Annotated in this window: 16 protein-coding genes; 11 read left to right on the top strand and 5 right to left on the bottom strand. The window is 35.6% G+C overall.

Features of this window, described 5'->3' with window-relative positions; genetic code table 11:
• The first annotated feature begins 70 nt into the window (after positions 1-70).
• The 10 genes from OGZ34_RS17100 to OGZ34_RS17055 all read left to right on the top strand — a co-directional run bounded on the left by OGZ34_RS17100 (position 71) and on the right by OGZ34_RS17055 (position 18,098).
• Positions 71-3,460, top strand: coding sequence for a polysaccharide deacetylase family protein (locus OGZ34_RS17100; protein ID WP_263361038.1), 3,390 nt, complete (start codon positions 71-73; stop codon positions 3,458-3,460).
• Between the two features lie 698 nt (positions 3,461-4,158).
• Positions 4,159-5,754 (top strand): sensor histidine kinase, encoded by a 1,596-nt coding sequence (locus OGZ34_RS17095; RefSeq protein WP_263361037.1) that lies wholly within the window; start codon positions 4,159-4,161, stop codon positions 5,752-5,754.
• Between the two features lie 74 nt (positions 5,755-5,828).
• Complete coding sequence (locus OGZ34_RS17090; RefSeq protein ID WP_173965208.1) at positions 5,829-6,479, top strand: response regulator transcription factor; 651 nt, start codon at positions 5,829-5,831, stop codon at positions 6,477-6,479.
• 473 nt (positions 6,480-6,952) lie between these two features.
• Positions 6,953-8,467 (top strand): PAS domain-containing sensor histidine kinase, encoded by a 1,515-nt coding sequence (locus tag OGZ34_RS17085; RefSeq protein WP_173965209.1) that lies wholly within the window; start codon positions 6,953-6,955, stop codon positions 8,465-8,467.
• Positions 8,468-8,527: 60 nt separating this feature from the next.
• A complete protein-coding gene (locus OGZ34_RS17080) occupies positions 8,528-8,881 on the top strand; it encodes a YegP family protein (RefSeq protein ID WP_173965210.1) in 354 nt (117 codons plus the stop codon).
• A gap of 713 nt (positions 8,882-9,594) precedes the next feature.
• Entirely contained in the window at positions 9,595-12,471 is a 2,877-nt protein-coding gene (locus tag OGZ34_RS17075) for a TonB-dependent receptor (protein ID WP_263361036.1), read from the top strand.
• A gap of 147 nt (positions 12,472-12,618) precedes the next feature.
• Entirely contained in the window at positions 12,619-13,902 is a 1,284-nt protein-coding gene (locus tag OGZ34_RS17070; RefSeq protein WP_263361035.1) for a DUF5690 family protein, read from the top strand.
• A 179-nt stretch (positions 13,903-14,081) separates the two neighbouring features.
• Positions 14,082-15,239, top strand: coding sequence for a TIGR03364 family FAD-dependent oxidoreductase (locus tag OGZ34_RS17065; protein WP_263361034.1), 1,158 nt, complete (start codon positions 14,082-14,084; stop codon positions 15,237-15,239).
• Positions 15,240-15,425: 186 nt separating this feature from the next.
• Entirely contained in the window at positions 15,426-16,115 is a 690-nt protein-coding gene (locus OGZ34_RS17060) for a phosphonatase-like hydrolase (protein WP_263361033.1), read from the top strand.
• Between the two features lie 300 nt (positions 16,116-16,415).
• Positions 16,416-18,098: a DUF4983 domain-containing protein gene (locus tag OGZ34_RS17055; RefSeq protein ID WP_263361032.1), complete on the top strand. Its 1,683-nt coding sequence runs from the start codon at positions 16,416-16,418 to the stop codon at positions 18,096-18,098.
• 346 nt (positions 18,099-18,444) lie between these two features.
• Here the strand turns inward: OGZ34_RS17055 and OGZ34_RS17050 are convergent, their stop codons facing one another.
• The 3 genes from OGZ34_RS17050 to OGZ34_RS17040 all read right to left on the bottom strand — a co-directional run bounded on the left by OGZ34_RS17050 (position 18,445) and on the right by OGZ34_RS17040 (position 21,203).
• Positions 18,445-19,029, bottom strand: a complete 585-nt coding sequence (locus OGZ34_RS17050) for a helix-turn-helix domain-containing protein (protein WP_263361031.1) — start codon at positions 19,027-19,029, stop codon at positions 18,445-18,447.
• Positions 19,030-19,349: 320 nt separating this feature from the next.
• Complete coding sequence (locus OGZ34_RS17045; RefSeq protein WP_263361030.1) at positions 19,350-19,910, bottom strand: tetratricopeptide repeat protein; 561 nt, start codon at positions 19,908-19,910, stop codon at positions 19,350-19,352.
• A 189-nt stretch (positions 19,911-20,099) separates the two neighbouring features.
• Complete coding sequence (locus OGZ34_RS17040) at positions 20,100-21,203, bottom strand: PepSY-associated TM helix domain-containing protein (protein ID WP_263361029.1); 1,104 nt, start codon at positions 21,201-21,203, stop codon at positions 20,100-20,102.
• A 580-nt stretch (positions 21,204-21,783) separates the two neighbouring features.
• On the opposite strand from OGZ34_RS17040, the gene OGZ34_RS22375 reads away from it, so the two are divergent.
• Positions 21,784-24,171 carry a TonB-dependent receptor gene (locus OGZ34_RS22375; RefSeq protein ID WP_317853238.1) on the top strand — a complete coding sequence of 796 codons (2,388 nt, stop codon included), beginning with the start codon at positions 21,784-21,786 and terminating at the stop codon, positions 24,169-24,171.
• Between the two features lie 394 nt (positions 24,172-24,565).
• Here OGZ34_RS22375 and OGZ34_RS17020 read toward each other — a convergent pair whose 3' ends face one another.
• Entirely contained in the window at positions 24,566-25,954 is a 1,389-nt protein-coding gene (locus OGZ34_RS17020) for an AMP-binding protein (RefSeq protein WP_263361028.1), read from the bottom strand.
• A 17-nt stretch (positions 25,955-25,971) separates the two neighbouring features.
• Positions 25,972-26,214, bottom strand: coding sequence for an acyl carrier protein (locus OGZ34_RS17015; RefSeq protein WP_173964189.1), 243 nt, complete (start codon positions 26,212-26,214; stop codon positions 25,972-25,974).
• Between the last annotated feature and the right edge of the window lie 226 nt (positions 26,215-26,440).

Here is a 26,440-nt window from a genome sequence, read left to right as displayed (position 1 = left end):
AAGTTGTTTGTTGATAGGTAAATAGAGGAGAATATTAGTGTACATTTAGACATCAATTTTGAGAAAAATTATGGATGATAAAAAGCATGTATTTCAGACCGAAACAAAATTGCGTTGGAGAACCTTTCAATGGTCTACCAGATTAGTTATTTTTCTTTTTCTATTGTTGATCCCGGTTTTTATAATTACCCTAAAACAGGGACTGAAGCCTTCTTTACCGATGTTGGGTAATGATCCCTCGACGCAAAAATTAGTCAATCCCAGCATTCCGGCTGCACTTAGCGCTGAAGACCTCAGAAAGTATAAAGGTTTCGACAGCTTTTTGCGATCTAAATCAAAAATGGATAAGCTTAAGAAACAAAATGAGGCAATAGATTTTCCGCAAATAAGAGCCGCTTTTTATGTCGATTGGGACCCGCAGAGTTTATTCTCTCTTCAAAAAAATATCAGCAAGCTCAATATGGTTGTGCCGGAATGGTTTTTTATAGATCCAAAAACCGATTTATTGCGTACAGAAATTGATACCGCCGCTTTAAAAATCATGAAAAAAGCAGGTGTAAAGATTGTTCCAATCATCAATAATAGTAATGAATCTATTGGTGAAGGGGACTTCGATGGTGATATGATACATCGGATTTTGCACGATAAGGTAAAAAGAGAAAGACTGATTAATGACATCGCAGCAAATCTGAAGTTGTACAAATTTCAGGGAATCAATATCGATTTTGAAGAATTTAAAGAGTCGAGCGATGAACCTATTATTGCCTTTCAAAAAGAACTTTATGAAAAGTTACATCCGCAAGGATTTATTGTGACACAGGATATAATGCCAAACGACGATGATTTCAACATTAAAGCACTGACAGAGTACAACGATTATATATTTTTAATGGCGTACGATGAGCATTATAGCGGAAGCGTTCCCGGGGCAATAAGCAGTCAGAAATGGACAGAGCGAATTTTAGATCAGGTAGCCAAAGAAATTCCGTCGAACAAAATTATTCTCTGTTTTGCAGGTTACGGCTATGATTGGGAACAAAAAAAGGAGGGGATAACTGTTACCTACGATGAAGCCCTGTCTTTAGCAAAACAATACGGCGCTACTATTGATTTTGATAATGACAGTTACAACAATTCATTTGCTTATAGTGACGGAAGAGGCAATAAACATCTGGTGTATTTTACTGATGCTGCTACTAATTTTAATACCATTCGCTTTGCTGACGAATATGGTATTGCCGGAACCGCATTGTGGCGATTGGGGAGTGAAGATGGCAGATTATGGCATTTTTACAACCGCAGTTTAACCAATGAAAGTATTGCCAATAAAGCCTTCGATTTTAAAACACTGGAAAAAGTGAACATGAGTTTCTCAGCTCCGGATTATATCGGAGAAGGTGAAATTCTAAATGTATTGACAGATCCGCATCCCGGTAAAATTAAATTACAAACCAATCCGAATGAGTCGATTATAGACGAAGAAAATTACGTAGAATTACCTACTAAATATGTGATCAGTAAGTTTGGAAATGTTCACAAAGAGGTTGTTTTAACCTTTGATGATGGTCCTGATCCTACGTACACGCCACAAATTCTGGACATCTTAAAACGCGAAAAAGTGCCTGCTGTATTTTTCGTAGTAGGATTACAAGGAGAGAATAACATTCCGCTTTTACAACAGATTTATGCGGAGGGTCATGAGATTGGCAATCATACTTTCACTCATCCCAATATTGCATTAGTTAGCAAAGAAAGGGCTTCGGCCGAAATGGAAACGACACGATTGCTCATCGAGGCGGTTACAGGAAGAAGCACGGTACTTTTTAGAGCGCCTTATAATGCCGATGCCGAACCTACGACAGAAGCCGAACTCAGACCCGTTGCTTTGAGTAAAGCACAGAACTATTATACGGTTGGGGAAAGCATCGATCCCAATGATTGGGAAAAAGGGGTAACTGCAGATAGTATTTACGTCAGAACAATTCGGCAATATGAAGCCGATCCGAGTAAAGGGATCATACTGCTTCATGATGCAGGTGGTGACCGGCAGGCAACCGTAGAGGCTTTACCGCGAATTATCAAATATTTTAAGGATAAGGGAATTCAATTTACTACTGTTTCTAAGCTGTTAGGAAAAAGTAAGAGCGAGATTATGCCCAAGGCCAAAGGGAATCTGATGACCATTGACAACCTCATATTTGATTTGGGGTATTGGTTTGGTCACTTTATCACTGCGGTTTTCTGGATCGCTATTTTGTTGGGATTCTTCCGCATTATGTTAATGGCTGTGATGGCTTTTTACAAAAAATGGAAAGATTACAAACATCCGCTAACGTATGATACGAATGACGAAAATTATCCGAAAGTTAGCATAATTGTACCCGCTTACAATGAAGAGGTAAATGCGGTTAAAACAATTCAGAATTTACTTCGACAGGATTACCCTGATTTTGACATTATTTTTGTAGACGACGGATCAAAAGACAGCACGTATAAAAAAGTAGATCTGGAATATAAAAATCATGCGATTGTAAAAGTACATACAAAGCCAAATGGCGGGAAAGCTTCGGCGCTAAATCACGGAATTGCATTAACTCAGAATGATTTCGTTGTTTGCATAGACGCAGACACACAGTTGAAAACAGATGCGCTTTCGCAGCTCATGAAGTGTTTTAGACTACAGTTTAAAAATAACCAACAAGTAGGAGCGGTTGCCGGAAATGTAAAAGTAGGAAATGAAAATACCATGCTGGCCAGATGGCAAAGTATTGAGTACACAACAGCCCAGAATTTTGACCGAAGAGCCTTTGATTTGGTGAACGGAATTACAGTTGTACCGGGCGCGATTGGTGCTTTTAGAAAAGAAGCTATAGAAATTGCGGGAGGTTTTACAACAGATACACTGGCTGAAGATTGCGATTTAACCATTAGAATTCTTCGCAACAATTATCGCATTGTAAACTGTGTAGAAGCCATTGCAGTTACCGAAGCCCCGGAGACACTGAATGAATTTATGAAGCAGCGTTTTCGCTGGAGTTACGGAATTATACAAGCATTCTGGAAAAATAGAGATGCTTGTTTTAATCCAAAGTACAAAGGGCTTGGAATGGTATCATTACCAAATGTATTAATTTTTCAGATTGTCTTACCCATTTTTGCTCCGCTGGCCGATTTAATACTTATCGTCAGTTTAATCTGGAACCATAACAATATAGACAGTTTGTATAAAATTGGAATTTATTACCTGGTATTTATGCTGGTAGACATGTTGGTTAGTGTAGTTGCTTTTGTCTTCGAGAAAGAGAAACTAAGTAAACTCATCTGGCTAATTCCACAGCGGTTTGTTTACAGACAATTGATGTATGTTATCTTATTCAGAGCCCTAAAAAAGGCGATTAAAGGCGAAAGTCAGAGTTGGGGAGTACTCACACGAACCGGCAATGTTGGGGCATTAGATTAGTTCCTGATCAAACGATTTCGTAAATAATCCGGCATATTTTTTCAAAAACAGTATCTTTGCAGCAAGAAAATTGTAGTGATAAGTAATGATTAAATTGTAGAACAAGTTCTACAGACTGTTAGAGAATGTTCTACAGTCGGTTTAATCCCTGCATGCTATTTTTGCTTCTTATTAAGAAAATAGAAACAAGTATATATTTAAAAAATAGAATAAAAGTATGTTTGTCGCATCAAACCTATTTATTCTATTAAAAAGATCCCCCAAATCTCTTTTAAATATCTGTTGTGTTATGGTTAATATTGATAGACAAGTGCTGTGGCTTTGCTTTTTTTTAGCAAAAAAGCTGTATCTTAGAGGAATAACATCCGTTATTGATATTAAAATTGAATTAGTGTTTACTAATTTTAGCTATAGAACAATATTTATTCAAAATGTAGTACATCATTCAGGATGTTCTTTCGATACCTAATTAAAAAAATTGCACGAGTTATTGATTTGATTCTTTGACTCTTTATTTTATTTATCATTTTAAAATATAAATTTTGATTAGAAAACATTCCTTAAATAGTACATTTAGTTTTTTAAAACTAAAGTTCAAGCACAGAAAAATAATTCACTACACTTTAATAGCCTGTGTCATCCTTTTACAGATAATTGCAATAATTATTTGGTACAACGAATCGTCTAATGAGTCGGAAATGTCAAAGACGCTTAGTTCGATGGATTCATTAAATAAAATAACACATTTTACAAGCAGTATAAACAACTCATTTGTTGATTCTCAAAAAAGCTTTAGTAATTATACCAGTTACAAAGACAAAGAATCACTTGATAAATACACCGCTTCTTTAAACGAGATCAGCCGTTTGATTGACAGTTTGAGCCTAATTACAAAGGATAATAAGGAGTTCATGAAGATTCTGAAGGAAAAGAATCAGTCTGAAGAATCAGTAGAGTCTTTGAAAACTAGTATCGATTCGATTATTGAATCGCAGATTAATCCGGATAAGACTACTTTAACTCAGCCTTTTAAACTAAATAAGTTCGCGTACAAAAAAATATTAGACAGTATTAAAACTGATTCTTATATCAAAGTAGACAGTGTGTCTAAAAAAGGATTATTTTCAAGATTGGGTGCTGCTTTGGCAGGAAAAGTAGATGTGCAAAAAGAGCAGTTGAAGATCACCGTTACCATGAAATATGACAATAAAGTGGTAAGCGGAAGTATCGAAGAACAATTTGCAAACTTGTTTAATACTACCAACAAATATTACGAAGACCAGTTTAAGAATCTAAGAAAATCATTTGCGAATTTAAAAGATCAGGATGCTAAACTAAAGCAGTTAAATAATGAATTACTAAATTTAGAGGCAGCAATTATGCCTAACTATAACAATTCGTTGAAAGTACTTCAGGACAATACTCAAAAGCAGTTGCAGAAGCAGTACGATTCGAATAAAATAGTGAGAAGCTACACCATTGCAATTTTGATTCTGTTAATGTTTATAGTTTCACTTGTACTTTTTGGCTTTACAAGACTGGCTTTTCAGTATGAAAAAAGACTCACAACAGCTCAGATGCAGATTCGTGAAAGCTTGAATTTTAAGAATAGAATTATGGGTATGATCAGTCATGAAATCAGATCTCCTTTAAGCATTATTTCTATTTATAGTAAAATGATAAGTTCCTCTATAAAGGATCCGGAAATAAAAGACACTTTTAAATCGATTCAGTTTACGACTAACTCATTGCTTCTTCTGGCCAATCAGATCTTGGAGTATTCTAAAGATGGAAATTACGCACCTAAACTAAACAAGAAGCAATTTTATCTTAAGGAGGAAGTACATCAGATTGTTAATTCCATGACCTCATTGGTAGAGAGTAAAGGGAATAGAATAGAGGTTAATTCTAATTTAATTTCGGAGCTTGAAGTTAATTCGGATGCAGCAAAAATTCATCAGCTTTTTTATAACATTATCGGTAACGCGAATAAGTTTACAGAGAATGGGCTTATAAAGATCATGATGGATCTTGAAAAGACTTCGGGCAAGATCGTGAATTTAAAGGTTGAAATTCAGGACAGCGGAATTGGTATTGCCAAAAATGACCTGAAAAATATATTTGAGCTTTATTATCAAGGAACTGTTTCAGGTAAAGTAAACGATCTTGGAGTAGGTTTAGGACTTAATTTATGTAAAGAAATAGTAGAATTGTTTGATGGAAAAATAGATGTTCAGAGCGAGGAAGGCAAAGGGACTAAAATAATTTTTAATCTCCTTATAAGCTTAGTTTAAAATAAGACCAAATTAATTATGTTAAAGTGGTAATTAGTTACAGAAAAGCGCTGAAATAACCCTAAATTAGGTAAATGAAAATGAAATCACCATCCAACAACTATAGCTTTCTAGTGGCCGATGACCATAGTGTGGTTCGACAAGGCGTTTCTTTAATGATAAAAGAATTATTTTCAAATGCTTTGATTCATAAAGCAGGAAATTTTAAGGATACACTTAATCTTTTAAAAGAAGAATATATAGATTTACTGATATTAGATGTGAACTTTCCAGACGGAAACAGTATCAATATTATAGCAGAAATAAAAGCAATCCAGCCGGAAGTTAAAATATTAATTTTTTCTGCTTATGATGAGAACATCTATGCTATGCGGTATTTAAACGCAGGAGCTTCAGGGTATCTGAATAAAGAAACTTCTGAGGAAGAAATGAAAAATGCGATCAGTTCAATGATCTCATCCGGAAAGTATATTACGCAGAATGTTAAAGACAGGATTCTGGATTCTTATATATCAAAAAAGCCGACAAACCCATTGGATGTATTGTCCAACAGAGAAATTGAAGTGGCACAGCTTTTAATTAAAGGTTATGGCAATCTGGAAATAATTGAACATTTAAACATCAAAAAAACGACGGTAAGTACTTATAAAAACAGGATTTTTGAAAAATTGGAAATCGATAATCTGGCCGATTTGATCAAGTTTTTTCAACTGTATTCTGATTAACGAATTTACACGGCAAAAAAGAATAACAGATCAGAAACAATTTATTGCCTACATATTTAAAAACAGGAACTTTTGGGTTCCTGTTTTTTTTTGTAAAAAACTTTTGTTTTTTGATGTATTTTCTGTAGAAATAATTCTACAACAGGACGTTCGATGTTCTATAAAGTATTGATTTTATTGAATGTATTTTTGTTGTGTCAGGAAGACGCAGTTGCTGGAAGTTTATAAAAAGGATGGATTTGTAGTAGAATGGGTTATTTTTTTTCAGCATCTAGCTTCCTGTATTAAAAGATTTTTTTTTGTTGTTACGGACGGCTCTTTTGTTTGTGTTTTTGGGTTTATACAAGTCAGGTCATTTTTTTTTTTTTGGATATGGCCGTCTGATCAACAAATATTACTTTTTAAGTCTACAACAAATTTAGAGTTAGAGAAAACTACAGTTAACAGAAAGAGAATGTAAAAAAAGCAAGACTATGGAATTCGACTTTTACAATACAAAGAAAAAAGCAAATGTAAGTATTTTTAAATCTAAAGCATTTGATGAGATTCAGGACGCTCTTTTCGTGTTTACGATTTCGGCAGATAACGATTATGAGATGCCATTTATAAATGATGCAACTTATGAGATGTTTGAAGTTTTATCAAGTAAGATGTTTACCAGTACAGTGCTTTCCATTTACAACCGAATTCATACGGAAGATAAAAAACTAGTGAAGGACTCTTTATTTGATGCTATCAAAAAAAGAAGAAAATGGAGTGTTGTGTTCAGAGCAGAATTGCCTTTGAACGGATTGAGCTGGTTTAAGGTTACCTCAAAAAGACAGGTTAATAAAGACGGAAGTGTAGAATTTTATGGTCGGATAACAGATATTACCGAGTTAAAAGAACAGGAGTTGAAACTTAAAAGGACAGAAGAGCGTTTTAAGTTTATGCTGGAGAGTTCAAATGCAGGTATTTGGGATTGGGATTTAGTGGCCAATAGAGTTTACTATTCGCCACAATCTTTGAAGGTATTAGAATTGAAAGCTTCAGATATTTCAAATACTCGTGACGGCTGGAATAAAATAGTGCATCCGGATGATTTTGAAGGATACTTAAGCGTACTGCAGAATCATTTGGATAACAAAACTTCTTCTTACGAAAATTTTCAGCGTGTGCTGACTTCAAAAAAAGAATATAAATGGGTTCTTAGTAAGGGAATGGTGGTAGAACGTGATGCTGCCGGTAAAGCTCTAAAAGTAATAGGAACGCACAGTGATGTTTCTTTTCAAAAAGAAAAAGAGTTAGAGCTAGAGAGAGAAATGGAAGTGTATAAAGAGGAGAATAATAGATTATTGAATTTTTCGCATATCGTATCACATAACCTAAACTCACACGCAGGTAATTTTAAAGTTCTTCTGGACTTGATCGATTCAGAGGAAGGTTTTGATGAAAAAATCGAAACCATAAAATACCTGCGTGCGGTTTCCGGAGATCTTAGTAAAACCATTGAAGATTTATCCCAAATAGTAAATATTCAAAACAATTCCGAAATTAATATCGAATCTCTCAATGTAAACAACTACCTCAATAGAGTACTTAATATTGTTAATGCTTATAATGACAGAAGTAATATGACGGTAATCAATAATGTTTCTCCCGAAGCAGTTGTTTGTTTTAATCCTGCATATCTTGAAAGTGTATTGCAAAACCTGAGTACGAATGCTATAAAGTATGCAGATCCTAAAAGACCCCTGGTCGTTGAATTTAATTTTTTTATTGAAAACGGAAAAAAAGTACTGACGGTAAAAGACAATGGTTTAGGGATTGATCTGGAGAAACACGGAGATTTAATTTTCGGAATGTATAAAACATTTCATAAGCACGAGAATGCAAACGGTTTGGGCTTGTACATTACAAAGAACCAGATTGAGTCTATGAAGGGTAAGATTACGGTTGAAAGCCAGGTGGGAGAAGGAACCACATTTAAAATCTTTTTTAAGGACTAAAGATGCTGTGCTTAGCATTATGAATAGAAGTATCAGCGTACATAAATAATTAATTTAAGAATGGAAAAATTTATAGTTAACAAAAGAGCTAATGGAGAATTTCAATTTGATTTTGTGAATAAAAATGGCGAAATTATTTTGAGCAGTGGAGCATATACCCGAAAATTTATGTGCATGAAAGGAATCGAATCAGTAAAAGCTAATTCACAGGACAACACAAAATTCTTCCGAAAAACAAATTCAAAAGATGAAAGATACTTTAATCTTAAAGCTTTTAACGGAAAGATTATTGGAACAAGTAAAATGTTTAAAGATAGAGATTCCCGTGATGCGGAAATCTTGGAGTTTAGAAAATACGCGCCGGATGCTAAAGTAGAAGATCATTCTAATGCTATATTGGAAAGCGTTGCATAGTGAAAGAATTAAATCAAAACTGTGAATGCAGATCGGTTATATTTTAATAAAACAATAAACTTTGCCGTTTCCGGATTGTAATAACGGAGCCGTTTTTTAGATAATTTAATTGGTATTTACACACCTAAGACCGCCGTTTGCGGTCTTTTTTGTTTGTAGTAAATTAACCAGCTCTGAAATAGCTTTGACAATTAGAATAGTGCGAAGCACTATGAATAAGGACGATAATTGTTTAAGCCCTGTAAGAGCGAAAGCCAAACTCCCACAAAAAAAGTGATCCTATGTGCTGGAATGTCTTCTATTTATAATAAGGCTCCAGAAAATTGAAGCGGTGATATCGTTGGTAAACGGAAGAATTTTGATCAATACATAACTTTTATATTGATCAATTATTTGTAAAAAATCAAACTACTATTTTACAAATAGTAAAAAAATGACTTTTCAAAAAAATTAATCTTAATCAGGACTTAACTTAAGCCTGGTGAAGTGTTTTTTATGATACTTCCCTTAGATTGCTTCACCTAAAGGCCTAAATACAATAATAGTGTACCAATAATCAAAACATTATAGTACATTTTTTTTACAAATACTTAACAAATCAGGCTGCTGAATTTTCTTTTCTTTAACAATTAGATAATTTTCAATTATTTACTATTTATAAAAATCATTGTTTATTTGCTTGTATAAATTTAATATTTGTAAACAAATTAACCATGAAAACAATTTACAAGGCAATTTTAATTTTTTCGGTTGCACTTTTTACTCAAAACATGACCGCCCAAAAGGCAACCATTAGCGGAACAATTACCGACGCACAATCCCCACTTCCGGGAGCGACCATTGTATTGTCTAATAATCAAAAAGCTACGACCGATTTTAGTGGTTATTTTACAATTCAGGATGTGGGATCGGGCAGTTTTGAATTGGAGATCTCCTATATAGGATATGAAGTAAAGAATATAAAAATTGATATTAAAGACAATCAACAGTTAAAGTTAGGAATCATTCAACTGCAAACGAATTCCAAAGAATTGAATGAAGTTGTAGTGAGTGGAATGACTCAAAGAAATAGTGAAGCCAGAGCGCTGAACATGCAAAAAAAATCGATGAGTATTGTAAACGTAATTGCAGCCGACGGGATAGGAAAACTTCCGGATCGTAATGCTGCCGAAACCGTACAGCGTATGCCCGGAGTTTCTATAGAACGTGATCAGGGTGAAGGACGTTTTGTGTCGGTGAGAGGATTACCTCCTTTTTGGTCGTCTACTACTATTAATGGAAATCGAATTCCAACCGCCGAAGAAGAAACAACTTCGAGAGCCACAGCATTTGATTTTTTTCCTTCAGATCTTATTGCGTATGTTGAAGCTACCAAAGCACTTACACCGGATATGGACGGTGATGCGATTGGCGGAAGCGTAAATTTTACCACACAAACCGCTCCAACCAAACGAACTATTAAAGCCAGTGTTTTTAGCGGATACAACCAAAAATCAGATAAAGGAATTTATAGCGGATCGCTTACCATTGGCGACAAAAGCAAAAACGGAAAGTTCGGGTATATTATCAATGGTACATACTGGGACAGAAACTGGGCAACCGATAATTATGAGGCGAGAAGACAAGGAGATCAGGGTGTTTACAGATTAGAACTGAGAGACTATACCGGAATTAGAAAAACCACGGGTTTAAATGGTGCAATGGAATTCAATCCATCATCGAGAGATAAAATTTTCCTAAAGGCTACTTATGGCGGACTTACGGATGAAGAAACACATTACAAACATCGTATTAGATTTGATAAATTCAATGGAGCAACAAATGCGCTGACTGTTGAGCAACAAGACATCCATAACCAGTTAATGACACAGTTTATAGGTATTGATTTGGGAGGGAAACATCAATTGGCAAATGGAAATTTAGATTGGAGCGTGGCATCTTACAGAAACAGATTCAAGTACGGAAACATTCCAAATGCAGAAGACAATAGTTACTTTTTAATTCAGTTCAATCAAACCGGAGTAGGTGTTAAGCCGGAATATTTAAATACAGTGCCGCTTGCCAATGGTGGGGCCGGAGGTCCAAGAGCTTACTGGGCTGCAGATGGAGGAAAGCTCGACCCGAACAATCCAAAATCTATATTTGATTTTTATTCAGATCCAAATTTTAAAACAGATCCGACAAAAATGAAGTTTTCTACTTTAGAACTTTACAAAATCAACATCGTTGAAAGAGACAATATTATTGCGACTGTAAACTACGAGCACAATTTTAATGAAAATCTTAAAATGAAGTTCGGTGCAAAATTAACTGACAAAGACCGTATTGCTACTTTCAGAGACGAATACTACAACTGGACAGGATCGCCAACGCCTTATTTGTCAAACTATGCTCCTGATTTAATCAACCAGCCTGGTGGTACAAATTATATGAGAAAAGAAACCGGTACTTTGATCGGAAACAGCTTTGGTCCGGTTTTATCTCCGGACGGAATGACAAGATTATTCAATACCTCGAAAGCAAATTTGGTTTTAAACCCTGCAGATTCTCAAATTCCTGAATTAGGAAAAGGATTGGGAAGAAACTTTAATGTAGGCGAAACGACCTCTTCTGTTTATGCCATGTCAACCTATAATGTATCCGATAAATGGACCATTTTAGGAGGATTGAGAGTAACCAATACTATAACACAGGTAACCGGTAAAACTGTAGAGAATAATGTGGTAGTCGATGCCGAAAATACGAAAACCTATACATCGGTACTTCCAATGGTACATGTAAAATATACTCCGATTGAGAATTTAAACCTTCGTTTTGCTACTACCAGAACATTTGCAAGACCCAATTTTGGAGACATTTCACCAGCAGGTTCACTAAACACGATTGATGGGGAGTATGCAGGAGGAAACCCAAATTTAAATCCAACCTATTCCTGGAACTTCGATTTGCTTGGAGAATACTTCCTGGATGAGGTGGGAATTATCAATGCCGGTGTATTTTACAAGTCGATTACGGATCCAATTTTTGATGACACTTACCAGGGAACGATCAACGGAATTCCTAATATAGAAATCAGTTCGCCTGCTAATGGTGGAAATGCATGGGTAGGCGGAGTTGAATTTGGAATTACCAAGAGATTCAGCTTCTTGCCAGGCTTCCTTAAGTATTTTGGAACTCAGATCAATGCAACACTTATGAACTCTGAAATGACTTTGGGGCAGAATGCTAATAATCCTAACGGAAGAAAAGTGTCTACTCCTTATCAGGCCAAAGAACTTTACAACCTGCAATTGTTCTATGAGAGTGGTAAATTGAATGTGAGAGCAGCCTTTAATCACAAAGGAGCTTATGCTACAAGTTTTGATGCCAATGCTAAAAATACAGACATGAATGATATTTATTACGGTAAATACAACTCACTTGATTTTTCTGCTTCGTATAAAATTGGAGATCATTTTACCATTTTCAGTGATGTAAATAATGTATTGAATGAACCTTTAATGTATCATTTTGGAGAAACACCAAATCGTCCAAAACAGGTGGAATATTACGGGATGAAGTTTAATCTAGGTTTAAAATATAATTTATAGACAACTATAAGTTAACCCGTTGGATGCTGGTAGGTTTTATTTTTACAGTTTATTTTTTTTTAATCTACTGCAAGCAACGGGTTTTTAAAAACAATAGTAAACGCTTCTTATTTACAAGACAATTATCACGCTAAATTTCAAGAACTAATGTCTAAAAAAGCATCTAATTTCAGGTTCATACTCAAAACATCTATAGCGGCATTTGGCACCTATTTTTGTATGTATGCTTTTAGAAAACCTTTCACGGTAGCCACATTCGATCAGCTTTCTTTTTGGGGAATAGATTACAAAATTCTCTTGATTCTGGCACAGGTTTTAGGATATACTTTTTCTAAGTTTTTAGGAATCAAGATTATATCTGAATTGAAATCAGCCAGGAGAATTTTATACCTAATCAGTTTTATTGTTATTTCCGAACTGGCTTTACTGGGCTTTGCTTTGGTACCGGCACCCTATAACATCTTGTTTTTATTCATTAACGGATTACCTCTCGGAATGATTTGGGGAATTGTTTTCTCTTATATCGAAGGCCGGAAAACAACAGAATTATTAGGGGTCATTTTATGTTCGAGTTTTATCGTTTCTTCCGGAGCTGCAAAATCTGTGGGAATCTTTGTCTTGAAGGTTTTGGGATGCAATGAGTTTTGGATGCCTTTTGTTTCGGGGTTAATTTTTATTGTTCCGTTAATTGCATTTTCATTGTTTTTGGAAAAAATCCCAAATCCGGATAGCGAGGATTTGGCCCTGCGATCTAAGCGTAAACCATTGGCTAAAAAAGAACGCGCTTTGTTGTTCCGACAATTTGCTTTTCCGCTAACAATACTTATTGTCTTTTATGCTATGCTAACGGCCATGCGTGAGTTCAGAGATAATTTTGCGCGAGAATTATGGGATTGCTTGGGATACAAAGAGAGTATTTCAATTTATATGTACTCAGAAATTCCCATTGCCATATCAGTTTTGGTTATTTTAGGGATTTTAGGAAGCATGAAAAACAATTATAAAGCTTTCCGCAATTATCATTTGGTATTGTTTGTAGGTTCAGTACTTATAGGAATCACAACTTTCCTGTTTCAAAAACATCTGATGTCAGCACTTCCGTGGATGATCATTTCAGGATTTGGAATGTACGTTTGCTACATTCCGTTTAACGGTTTATTTTTTGACCGAATGATAGCCACTTATAAAATAGATGGAAATACTGGATTTTTAATTTACATCGCCGATGCCTTTGGTTATTTAGGGAGTGTTTTGGTATTGTTTTTCAAAAATTTTGGAGACCGAAAAATTTCTTTATTGAACTTTTTTACCACTTGTATTTACCTGCTCTCTTTCGTAGGGATCATCACCACCATAATGTCCTTTAATTATTTTAAAAGGAAGTTTAGAAAAACTGTCGAAATTCCCACGGCTATGAGTTATGAGATGTAAAATGTAAAATGTGAGATGTGAAATGTGAGACGCAGGTGAAACCTGAAGCCTGAAACTTGAAACCTGAAACTTGAAACCTGAAACTTGAAACCTGAAACCTGAAACCTGAAACCTGAAACCTGAAACAACAAACCATAAACCAAAAACAAATAAACAGTAACACAAATAAAAACACAAACATGAAAGAGAAGTATGATTTAATAATTGTTGGATCCGGAGTTTTAGGAACATTTCACGCCTATCACGCCCTGAGAAAAGGATTATCGGTCGCCATTCTGGAAAAAAACAGCAAACCGGAAGGCGCAACCGTTAGAAATTTTGGACAGGTTGTACCGTCCGGGATGGATCGAAAGTGGCAAAATTTCGGAAAAGAAAGTTTAAATATCTATAAAGACATTCAATCGCAGTTTGATATTAATTTGCGTCAAAACGGAACTATTTATGTAGCGTCAAACGAAGAAGAAATGCAGTTGATAGAAGAGTTACATCAAATTAATATTTCGAACGATTATGAATCTAATTTGCTGACAAAAGAACAATGTCTGACCAAATACAATGGATTACGAGCTGATTATTGTACTGGAGGATTATTTTTCCCGCAAGAAGTAACCGTTGAACCTTCTACAATGATTCATAAATTGCACCAGTTCATGACAACCAGTCTGGGGCTAGATTTATTTATGAATACTACCGTAGTACAAACGGAAGATAGAAATGATGAGGTTGTAGCCATAACCGCCACCGGCCTAGAATACAAAGCGTCAAAAATTATCATTTGCAACGGAAGTGATTTCAAAATTTTATATCCTGAGATTTACAATAACAGCGATCTGATTGTTTCTAAACTACAGATGCTGCAAACCAAACCTCAGAAAAATTATAAACTAGACGGTTCTATCTTAACCGGATTGACGATCAGAAGATACGAATCTTTTGAAGAATGCAAATCGTATCAGGCCATTAAAGCAAAGGAAAATCCGGATAGTTTCGAGAAAAAATATGGTATTCACATCTTGTTCAAACAAGCCCTTGACGGCTCAGTGATTCTTGGAGATTCTCATGAATATGCTCCCGCAAAAGAAATTGACTCTTTAGGTTTTGACCTGAATATGGATATCGACCATTTTATGATTGAAGAAGCCAAAAAGATAATCGATCTTCCAACGTATGAAATCCAAAACAGATGGTTTGGCATGTATTCGCAATGTAAAACAAAGGATATCTTTGAATATACTGTTGACCAAAACATTCACATCATAACCGGAATAGGAGGTAAAGGAATGACCGGCAGCGCAGGATTTGCCAAACATAATATTGATATGATTTTTAATGCTTAGGGATTGTGAGGTTTGAGTTATGAGTTATGATTTATGATTTATGAGTTATCAGGGAAATTATTAATCATAGTTTATAATCTACATTTATAGTGCTTTCTAGAGCAATAAATAATAAACAATAGATTTTAGACCATCAACCATTAACCACCAACCAAAAACTATAATTTTTTTTAAAAAATACACAAAATGAAAATTAATGAACTTGAAATGGTTGTTTTTGACATGGCAGGAACAACAATAAATGAGCAAAATATAGTTTACAAAACATTACATAAATCGATTAATCACTTCGGTATTGATGTTTCTCTTGAACTGGTATTGTCTTTAGGAGCAGGAAAAGAAAAGCATCAGGCTATCAAGGATATTTTAATACACTTGAACATAACAGATATGAACAAGTCGGCTTTAATATTTGACTACTTTAAAGAAACATTGGACAAAGAATACCTTTCGGCTCAGGTTTTACCCATAGAAGGTGTCGAAAAGGTTTTGAAAAACCTTAAAAATGACGGTATAAAAGTAGTCTTAAACACAGGATACAGCAGTCATGTTGCCAATACTTTATTAGAAAAGCTAAACTGGAAAGAAGGAAATCAATACGATGCCCTGATCACAGCCGATGATGTAGTGCTGGGACGTCCTTTTCCGGATATGATACATAAAGCCATGCAATTGTTTGCCATTGAAGACGCTTCTAAAGTACTAAAAGCAGGTGATTCGGCTATAGATATAGAAGAAGGAAAAAATGCTAAATGTGGTTTGACCGTAGGAGTTTTGTCAGGCGCACAAACCAGACAGCAGCTCGAAGAAGCCCAACCGGATTACATATTAGATTCACTGGCATCACTTTATGGGGTTATTGGGTCGAAGTGTTAGGTGTGAGGTGTGAAGTAAAAAGGAGTAGAGATTATAGAACAAAGAGTATAGAGTAAAGAATAAAGAATAAAGATTTTAGAGGAAAGATTAAAAAGCTGCTAACCCGAACGATAGCGAACAGGCGAAGCAATCTGCGAGAGAAAAAAAGCACATCATTTATTTAGAGTAAAAATATCTTTTGTGTGTATTTTGAGTACCTACACTATACATTAAACAATTCGCTAATTAGTTAAAACAATATCCCTGCAGGAAAAGTTTCAAACAAGTAAATAAATAGTAACCATAAAACAATTCAACCCAATGAAAAAGATTTTTAGATTAAGTTACATTACAATTCTTGCAAGTGTGCTTTTAGTCACATCCTGTACCAATGATTCCGCATTTAAAGATAACGAACAGGCCTTAAATGATAAAACAAAGGCCAAAACAGGTAAATCTGCTTTAAGCAGTGGGACCAGAAAATTACTGATTATTGGAATTGACGGCTGTCGCGGGGATGCTTTAATGGGAGCCAATACACCTAATGTTCATGCTTTATTGCCCAATGCTGTCTATAGCCTCGATGCTTTGACCGAAGCACCTACATGGAGTGGAAACGGCTGGTCGACGATGCTTACCGGAGTTACCCATTTGAAACATGGCGTAACGGATAATTCATTTTCGAGTCCGAATTTCACAGCTTATCCGAATTTTTTAAAACGACTTGAGACTTATAATGCGGCTTTAAAAACCATGTCAATCGTGCATTGGGCACCGATCAATACCTACATTGTGGACGGAATTGATGTAGAGAAAACGCTCACGACTGATGTGGCTGTTAAAAATGAGGTGGTTGCTGCACTTACAAACGACAACCCGGACGCTTTGTTTCTGCATTTTGATGATGTCGATCACGCCGGACACAGCTATGGATTTTCGCTTAATGTGTCGCAATACAAAGCTTCAATTGAAACAACAGACGGTTATATAGGAGAAATTTTAGCAGCTTTAAAAAACAGACCCAACTATGCCAATGAAGACTGGCTGGTTGTAGTTGCACCGGATCATGGTGGTATCGTTACAGGTTCCAGCGGATCACATGGCGGGACATCCTACGAAGAGCGAAATATTTTTACCATTTTCAACAACAAAAATTTCACTTCGACTAAGATCGAAAAGCCGGTAGATCCAACCACAACGATTACCGGTAAATTTGTCAATTTTAATTCAAATAGTGTTTATGCTTCAACAGCCAATGCGCTTTACAATTTCGGAACTTCAAGTTTTACAGTTGAATGCCGAGTAAAAACATCAGGTTACAGCAGTGATCCGTCATTGGTTTCGAATAAAAACTGGGTGAGTGGTAAAAACCGTGGATTTGTAATTTGTGCCAATACCGGAGGAACATGGAAGGTAAATATTGGGGATACTCAAAGTCGTGTGGATATTTCCGGTGGGACAATCAATGATGGGAAATGGCATCATTTGACACTTGTGGTGGACCGCACAGCCAAATTGGTAAAAACGTATCAGGATGGTGCTTTTGTAGGCCAGGCAGCTATTGGCGCCAGTTTTGGAAGTTTGACTTCAGGTTTGCCTTTCGCTATCGGACAGGACGGAACCCTGACGTATGGTGCAAATGTAAACGGAAATATTGCTGAGGTTCGCGTATGGAACAAAGCCTTAACTGAAGCTTCCATTTTCAATTATACCTGTTCATCGGTTACCGCTTCTCATCCGGATTATTCAAATCTTATCGGATATTGGAAAGGAGATAACGGATCAGGAAACAGTTTCACCGATTCAAGCAGCCAGCAAGTGGGGCTTACTTTTCCAAACACACCTAGTTGGACTACCAGTACTGCTACTTTAAAATGTGGCACTGCGACGGGAGTAGTTCCAAAAATGGTCGATATTGCCTATTCTTCGCTACAATGGTTTGGTGTACCTATCAATAGTGGATGGTCATTAGACGGCCGTTCTTGGCTTCCGGCAGGGAACTAAAAAATTTGTGTTTTTTGTTTTTTAAAGGGTTATCTTCATTTTGAAGGTAGCCTTTTTGATTTGATTCTGGCTTGGAGTTTAACCGCAAAGAACGCTAAGATATTACGCAAGGTTCGCAAAGTTTTTTTAATGTAAAGAGATGAGTTTAACCGCAAAGAACGCTAAGATGTTACGCAAGGTTCGCAAAGTTTTTTTAATGTAAAGAGATGAGTTTAACCGCAAAGAGCGCAAAGATGTTATGCAAGATTCGCGAAATTTTATTTACAAAGCTTTGTGAATTTTGTTTTTTAAAAGGTTTGACCTGTAAAAATAACTTAGCGTTCTTTGCGGTTAAAAACGGTTAAATCTAACTATTACTCTCTGAATAAAAGTAAAGCACCAGCATCACGCAGTTTTCTGTCGTTCTGTTTTGAGGTACGTGTGGATGTCTTCCGTTAAAGCATAAGGAATCACCTTCATTGACAACTACTTCTGAATCGTCAATAATATAAGTTACACTTCCTTTGATGATGTATTTGAACTCCCAAGCATCTGTGATTACTTTTTCGCGTTTGCAGTTAGGCTCCACGTCAAGGATTACGGCTTCAAAACCAATAGAATTGATGCTTTTGCTGAAAATATGATAGTAGTTAAAACCGGTAGTTTCAGCACGGTCCTCTTTTTCTATCTTTTGATAATCGTCTTTTTTAATATGAATGTACTTCGCATTCTTGGTATTTTCAACGCCTTCGAAAAAATAACTCACATCCGTATTTAAGGATTGGATCAGTTCAATCAAAACGGGCAGGGAAGGAATTGTTCTTCCGTTTTCAATTCTGGAAATCAAACCGTTGCTAACTCCGGCTCTGTTGGCTACTTCATGTATGGTTAATGAATTTTTCTTCCTGATCTCTTTTAATCTCTTTCCAATACCAATTAAAAAATCTTCCATAATAAAACTTCAGTTTAATATGGTAAATATAACACAATTAGCGGGTGAGTTGCAAAAGAAGGGAAGTCTTAGTGTGAACTTTTGTATTTTTATAGTTAGGATCATGGCACACGGATGATACGGATTCGTTTCACGAAAACGCGGATGAAAACGGATTTTTAGATGAATAAAATACGCTATCATGATAAAGTAATCCTATCCCAGATAAAACAAAAAAAAACCGTGCAGATCCGCGTCTTCGCCTGGCGAATCCGCTTCATCTGTGTACTTTTTTTAGTACCACTTTAAAACAAAAAAAGTTTTCAGAAATAGGAAAGAAATCAATTCACCGCGGTATTTCTACCCTTTGCTTTTTTAATGAGATTTAGAGAATCTCTGATCAGCGATTTTATTTCTAAGGATGGAGCTTTTCGTCCTTCGTATCTGCTTTGTACCGGGCCTTCTATATCCATTTTAGCCGCCTGTAAATCGGTTTCAAAAGTTTTGAGCACCTGGTTTTCGATATTCGAATGTTTTTTGTAGTAATAGATTGCATTGTGCAAATCCTCTATATGGCCTGTAAAATCTAAGATTGCTCTTTTGGATACCGCTCGATTGTAGTAAATAGAAAACTCTAAAGGATCAGTTTCAATGGCTTTGTCAAAATCTTCAATGGCATTATAATGATAATCGAGTTTTTGAAGACAATTTCCCCTCAAAGCATAAACTCCCTGATCAAATCCTGAATTGATCGCATTGTTTAAATGCAACAGTGCATCCTGGAACTGGTTCGACAAAAAGAATTGCCTTCCTTTTTCCAGATGAGCCGGCCCTTCATTAGAATGGGATTTTGAAAGTCTTTCCGTAAACTTTTTTATTGTTAAAGTGTTGAACCATTTCATGCTTTTTGGATTTTAGCCGACAGATTAAACAAAGAATAAAAAGATTTAGTAGAATAGGGGGATTAAAATTAATTAATTTTTTGATACATAACAACTTACGATAGTTTTTATTTTGCAAAATGCTTCAAAAGTATCTCAAAAGCCTAAAAAAATGGTTGTTCTTTAGAGAAATATAATAGCATACAAAACCTATTTTTTCTTCCTGCCCAGCCAAATCAACAAACCTGTAATAGGTAATGTTGCAGCAAAAAGACAGACCAGAAAAGCAATTATTTTAGTCGTCAAACCATAGATACTGCCAGTGTGAATTGGATACATCAAACGTCTCAGTTTATCTCCTTTGGAATAGGCTGCGAAGTGTCTGTTCTCAATATTTTTCGCAGTATACTTATCAAAATAAGCAGAACTGGATTGGTGCGGAATGATTCTTTCCACATCTTCTTTCAGGACCGTAATACTGTTGATGGTATCCACAGGCATTCTGATTTGAATATTTCCATCATAAGGAAAAATACTGTCCGTAGTATTGTAAATGCTTTGGTAAAAAGCCGTGTTATTGAGTTTAGGATCTATTTTGGTTGGATTTTCTACTTTTAAAGAAGTTTTCTTCGTCGTCCCTTCGGTCACCAGGTAAAGGCCACTTTGAAACCAGTCAAAGGCAAATGTCAGACCGGTTAGCGAAATAATAAGTAAAACTAAAAAACTGTAAAAGCCAAAAGTAGAATGAAAATCCCAGTTGATCCTTTTGAAAGAACCGCTCCATTTTACTGAAAGACGCTGCTTTAAATGTTTCATTTTTTTGGGCCACCACAAAACGATACCCGAGATCAGCATAAAAACAAAGATAAGACAGGAAGATCCCATGATAAGTTGCCCCGCATCTCCCATTAACAATTGCCTGTGCAGTGAAAGTACCACCACAAAAAACCTGCTTTCCTGAGGCGTTGTTGCTAGTACTTTTCCAGAATACGGATCAAGAGAAAAAAATTGTGCTTTTTTATCTGAATCTTTTCCCAGAATTTGTATCGTACGTGAAGGATCATTAAAAGTAGAAATTCGGCTAATCTTTTTGATGCCGTATTCTTTCTGAAGGACATCTGTGCAGTAATCGATCGTTTTTTTGGTTTTCCCTATAGAAGAAACGTGGTAATACTGTGGATTTACCACTTGGTCAATCTCTTTTTCAAAAACTAAAATACTTCCTGTTAATGCAGCAATAAAAACGATTAAACCTGAGCCAAGTCCCAGCCATAAATGTAATTGTCCGATAGTTTTCTTTATTCCTTTCTTCATTAATAGTCTTATTTTGGTTTATGGCATTGGAGTTTATACCCTAATAGGGTCAGTTTTTCGCTGGAGATAAATTCTTTCCAACCGAAAATCCGTCGCAAATTTATACTTATTTAGACTAAATCTTTCTTGTTTTAAGTAAAAAATAAAGGTGAATATCTTAAAAATGCTTTAGAATTACACTTCGCAGACAAGTGAATAATGCTTTTTGCAGTGAAAACTTACAGCTTGGTTTTATGTGAAAAGTGAAAAGTGAAAAGTGAGATGTTGACTGTGAAACGTTATATTTTAAGTGAAAAAGTGGATGTTCGATGTGTTTAAATGATTACTACAGCTAGAAAGACTAAAAAATCTGCTTAATCTGCAAAATCTGTGGGAAAAGAAAAAGGACGGAGTTAAAAATATTTGCGACTAATGAATTGGTTTAAAATAGATTTATTTTCTGACAATAACAAGAAGATTAGTGAAAATTCTATAGAATAAATCGAAATAGTACTTGTTAAACAATTATTAATCTTTACTTTTGCGCTGTTTTTATTAATTCTAAATAAGAATAAAATCACTAACCAAAACTTAAAAATCAATGAAATATCTTAGTTTAAGAACGTCAAAGTTTTTATTTATTATTAGCCTTTTATTTTCTGTCTTCTCTTCTTTTGCACAACAAAATAGTGGAAAAATTAAGGGAGAGATTAGAACTTCTGACGGTAGATCAGCCTACGGAGCAACAATTACCCTTAAAAATTCAAAATACAAAACGACCTCTAATACCGATGGTAGTTTTCGATTCAGTAAAATAGCAGAAAACACTTATACGCTGCAGGCTTCATTGTCCGGTTATGAAACAATCGAGCAGGAGGTTACAGTTGCAAACAATGAAACTGCCACCGTAACTTTACAATTGAAGTTTACCGGTAAAGAAACCGAAGTTTCGGAGAAAAGCGGTGACCAATTGGATGAAATTATAGTTTCGGCCAGCAGAAAGGTAGAAACTTTATCTAAAACACCTTCTTCTGTAACCGTAATCAACGCAAAGGATATTGACAATTTATCTATCGTGAGTTCAAATATTGCTAATGTTGTGGCATTTGCAGTTCCGGGTTTAGGATCGGCAACAAACAATACAGGAAATTACGGTCAGACACTTCGTGGAAGAAATCCTTTGGTTCTTATCGACGGAATTCCACAATCGACACCGCTAAAATCAGCAGGACGTGAACTTCGTTCAATAGATCCTTCCGTAATTGAGCGTATCGAGGTAATCAAAGGAGCTACGGCTATTTATGGTAATGGTGCCGATGGAGGTTTGATTAATTATATTACTAAATCGGGGAAAACTCAAAAGAAATTTGCCGGATACAGTGAGGCTGGAACAACAGGTAATATTAAAGGAGACAGTACTGCAGGATACCGATTTAATCAGCAGTTTTACGGAAAAATCAATAAGTTCAACTATATGGTTGGCGGAACTTATGAAAAGACAGGTGTTTTTCGTGATGGAGCAGGACAGGTTATTTCTCCTGAATACGGATTAGGGGAAACTAAAGCATACAATGTTTTTACAAAAGTAGGTTACGATTTAACCACTAAACAAAGAATCGATTTGATGTACAATTACTTCAGTTCCAATCAGGATTCTGATTTTGTCCTTAAAAATGGCGTATACGGAGTAAGTCCGGCAATTGGAGTATTGGGCAACAGACCGGGTGTAGATGAAGGAAATCGTTACAATCACAATGCTAATCTTCAATATGTAAACAAAGAGATTTTTGGAAGTACTTCGCTTACGGCAAACCTTTATTTTCAGGATTTTTTAACGATATTTTCTAACTCTACTTTTTTCTATGGAAGTGGACAATCGCAAACTGCATCTACCAAAAAAGGTTTAAGAGTATATTTGAATTCTCCTTTTACAATCTCTTCTAATTTTACAGGTGATGTAACTTATGGTTTCGATTTATTGAATGACAAAACGAACCAAAAATTGGTTGACGGGCGTGTTTGGGTTCCAAATATCAATATGGTCAATCTGGCTCCTTATGCACAAATATCGACACAATTGTTTAGCGACTGGAATGTAAAAGCAGGTTTACGTGCCGAAAATATTAAAATCAATATCGACGACTACAACACTCTTGCTACCGGTGCAAACGGAGCGGGAAGTATTGCTGTAAAAGGTGGTGACCTTACTTATGATGCCTTTGTTTTTAACACAGGGATCAGATATTCAAGATTTAAATTCTTTAATCCTTTTGTGAGTTTTTCTCAGGCTTTCTCTGTATTTGATTTAGGAAGAGTTTTAACAAACGCAAAACAGGATGCAATATCTAAATTAGAGACCGAACCTATTATCGTTAATAATTATGAGGGTGGTTTTAGCAGTCAGTTAGGGAAATTCAATTTGAGTGCTTCCTATTATTTGAGTACTTCAAAACTGGGAACCAATCTGATTCAGGTAGATGGATTCCTGGTAGCAGAGCGTTTACCGGAAAGAGTTTGGGGATATGAAGTTCAGGCCGATTATCAAATTTTGAAACAATTGACAGTAGGAGGAAACTATGCTAATGTACAGGGAAGAGGAGACAAAGATTCTGACGGTCATTTTTATGGTCCGACAGATATTTACCTGAAATCAAACAGAATCCCTCCGGTTAAAATTACAGGTTATGCAAAATATGGTGGTGAAAGATTAAACGTTGAATTGTATTGGATGTATGTAGGCGATCGCGATGTTTTTAAACCAAATGCCAAAGGAGCTTATGCTATTGGTGAAGGACCAATTCATTCTTTCAACTTATGGAATCTGGCTACGGCATACAAAGTAACGGACAGCATTAGAGTAAAACTTGGAATAGAAAACATATTCAATACAGATTATTACCCAACAACTTCTCAGTTCTTTGGAACAAATGCCAATTATACCAGAGGAAACGGTACAAGATTTAATTTAGCACTTGGATACAGTTTCTAAAAAAAATAGCTTTTCAGTAATAGTATTATTTTGTTTTTTTATGAAAAGGCTTCTGACGCATTTTGTCAGGAGTCTTTTTTTTGTAATAGAAAAAAAAGTCACAGTATTCAGTCGCAGTATTCAGTTTTAATGTGTACTGATTACCGTGACTGAATACTTCGACTTGTTTTGAAAGATAAAAGAAATAGTCACAGTTTTCAGTCACAGTGTTCAGTTTTAATGTTTACTGATTACCGTGATTAAAACTGTGACTTGTTTTGAAAGATAAAAGAAATAGTCACAGTTTTCAGTCACAGTGCTCAGTTTTAATGTTTACTGATTACCGTGACTGAAAACCGTGACTGAATACTGCGACTGAATACTGCAACTGAGACCGCGACAGAATACTGAAAACTTACAAAGCCCCTTCTAATTCCAGGGACTCCTTAAGCAATGGATAGTTCACTTTTCCGTTTGGTGTAAGCGGAACGTCTTCTATGTGCATCACTTTTAAAGAACTGGCGTGAAGATTTAGTTTGGCTTTTAGCACTTTCAGAATCAATTCTTTGTTCAGATTTTCGTCGGTGTACATTACGGCCAGATGTTTATCGTTTATTCCGAGGCAGATAAACGTTTGTCCACCCAATGCATCTTTCAGCAATAATTCTGTTTCGTCAAGATTGAGACGTACTCCGAACAATTTCACGATTCGTTTGATTCGGCCTACAATGTAGTAGTAGCCTTCGTCGTCTTTACGGGCTTTGTCTCCCGTATGAAGTCTTTCCTGCTGTTCAAAAAATTGTAAATCGGCTCTGACATTGGCATAACCGCCATAAACGTTAGGACCAATATAAATCAGCTCATCCGTTTCGTTATCGATCTCAAAACGTCCGTTTTTGACTGGTAAACCAATAGAGGTTCCTTTTCGCAACAGATCTTTAGGAGGCAGATAAGCCATACGGCCTGAAGCTTCTGTCTGACCGTATTGCGCAAAGAACTGTTTGCCAAATTTCTCGCTAAAGTCAGAAATCGCTTCGATCAGTTTGTGATTCAGCATTCCGCCCGTATGAGTCAGGTAACGTAAGGAAGGATGGTCTTTTTTGAAAAATCCAATGCTGTATAACATTTCATAAAAGTACGGAACTCCACCCAGGGTAGAGTATCCGTATTTTTTGAAATCGGCCCAAAATTCTTTTTGAAAAGCATCCTTATCCGTACATACAATTTGATTAGCCTTGATGCAATTGGTGGTAAAAATCGATAAGCCGTAAACAAAATTAATAGGCACATTTAAAGGCACTACATCATCCGTTCGAATAGGCATATATTCCATAATCGATTTTGCATTATGTACCAGATTCTCATCGGAAAGTCTCACGAATTTTGGCGATCCGGTAGTTCCCGAAGTACTTAGCAAAAGTTTGATTTTGGCATGTATCGGGTAAATTAAATTTACGTTTCGTTTAAACAATACTATCGTCTCTGAGGCATTTACAGCCGTATAACCTTCTATTTCAGTTCGCGTAGGGTCATAGATATAATAAGGAGTATATTTCTGTTCCAAATTTTCCTTAAAATTTTCAAGTAAACCCATTCCCAACAAAGCAATCGTAAACCTGCTCTGGTAAAAATTCAAAAGCGTTTCAATAGCCGGTAACTGATTGTCATTGTAAATAAAAACAACTGAACGTATGTTTTCGATTTCCAGTGACTGATCCATTTCTGCAATAGATTTTGAAACTCCGGTACTGGCGTCGGTAAAAGTCAGCTTTTCATTTTTTCTGATTAAATCGTATAGTTCCATAAGTTTAGTGGTCTATTCTAATTAATTTCAAATCCGTATTTTTTAAGGATGTCTTTTATTTTTGCTACACTTCCCATCTCCAAAATGTCCTCCATTTCGATTGAGATTTTGTATGTACTTTCAAGTTCTTCTACTAATACCAAATGACTCATCGAATCCCATTCGGCTATAGCCTGATATTCCAGTCCGTCGTTTACTGCCTCAACAGGAATTTCAAAAGCTCTTGCAAATACTCCGTGTAATTGTTCTATTGTACTCATTGTTCTATTATTTAATATTAAATTGATATTTTTTATTTGTTGTTTAATGTTTTGTTATTCATATGCAATAGATATGACGCTCCTCTGGAGCTTTCGAAAAAAAAACATTCTAAATGCTATAAATATTACGCTCCTTTGGAGCTTTTATAAATGTTAACCTCATTGGAACGTAATTCTATAGATATGGTGCTCCTTCGGAGCTTTTATAAATGTTAATCTCATCGGA

Source organism: Flavobacterium collinsii (genome assembly GCF_946903285.1).
GTDB lineage: Bacteria > Bacteroidota > Bacteroidia > Flavobacteriales > Flavobacteriaceae > Flavobacterium > Flavobacterium collinsii.
This window is presented reverse-complemented; position numbering and strand designations above follow the sequence as displayed.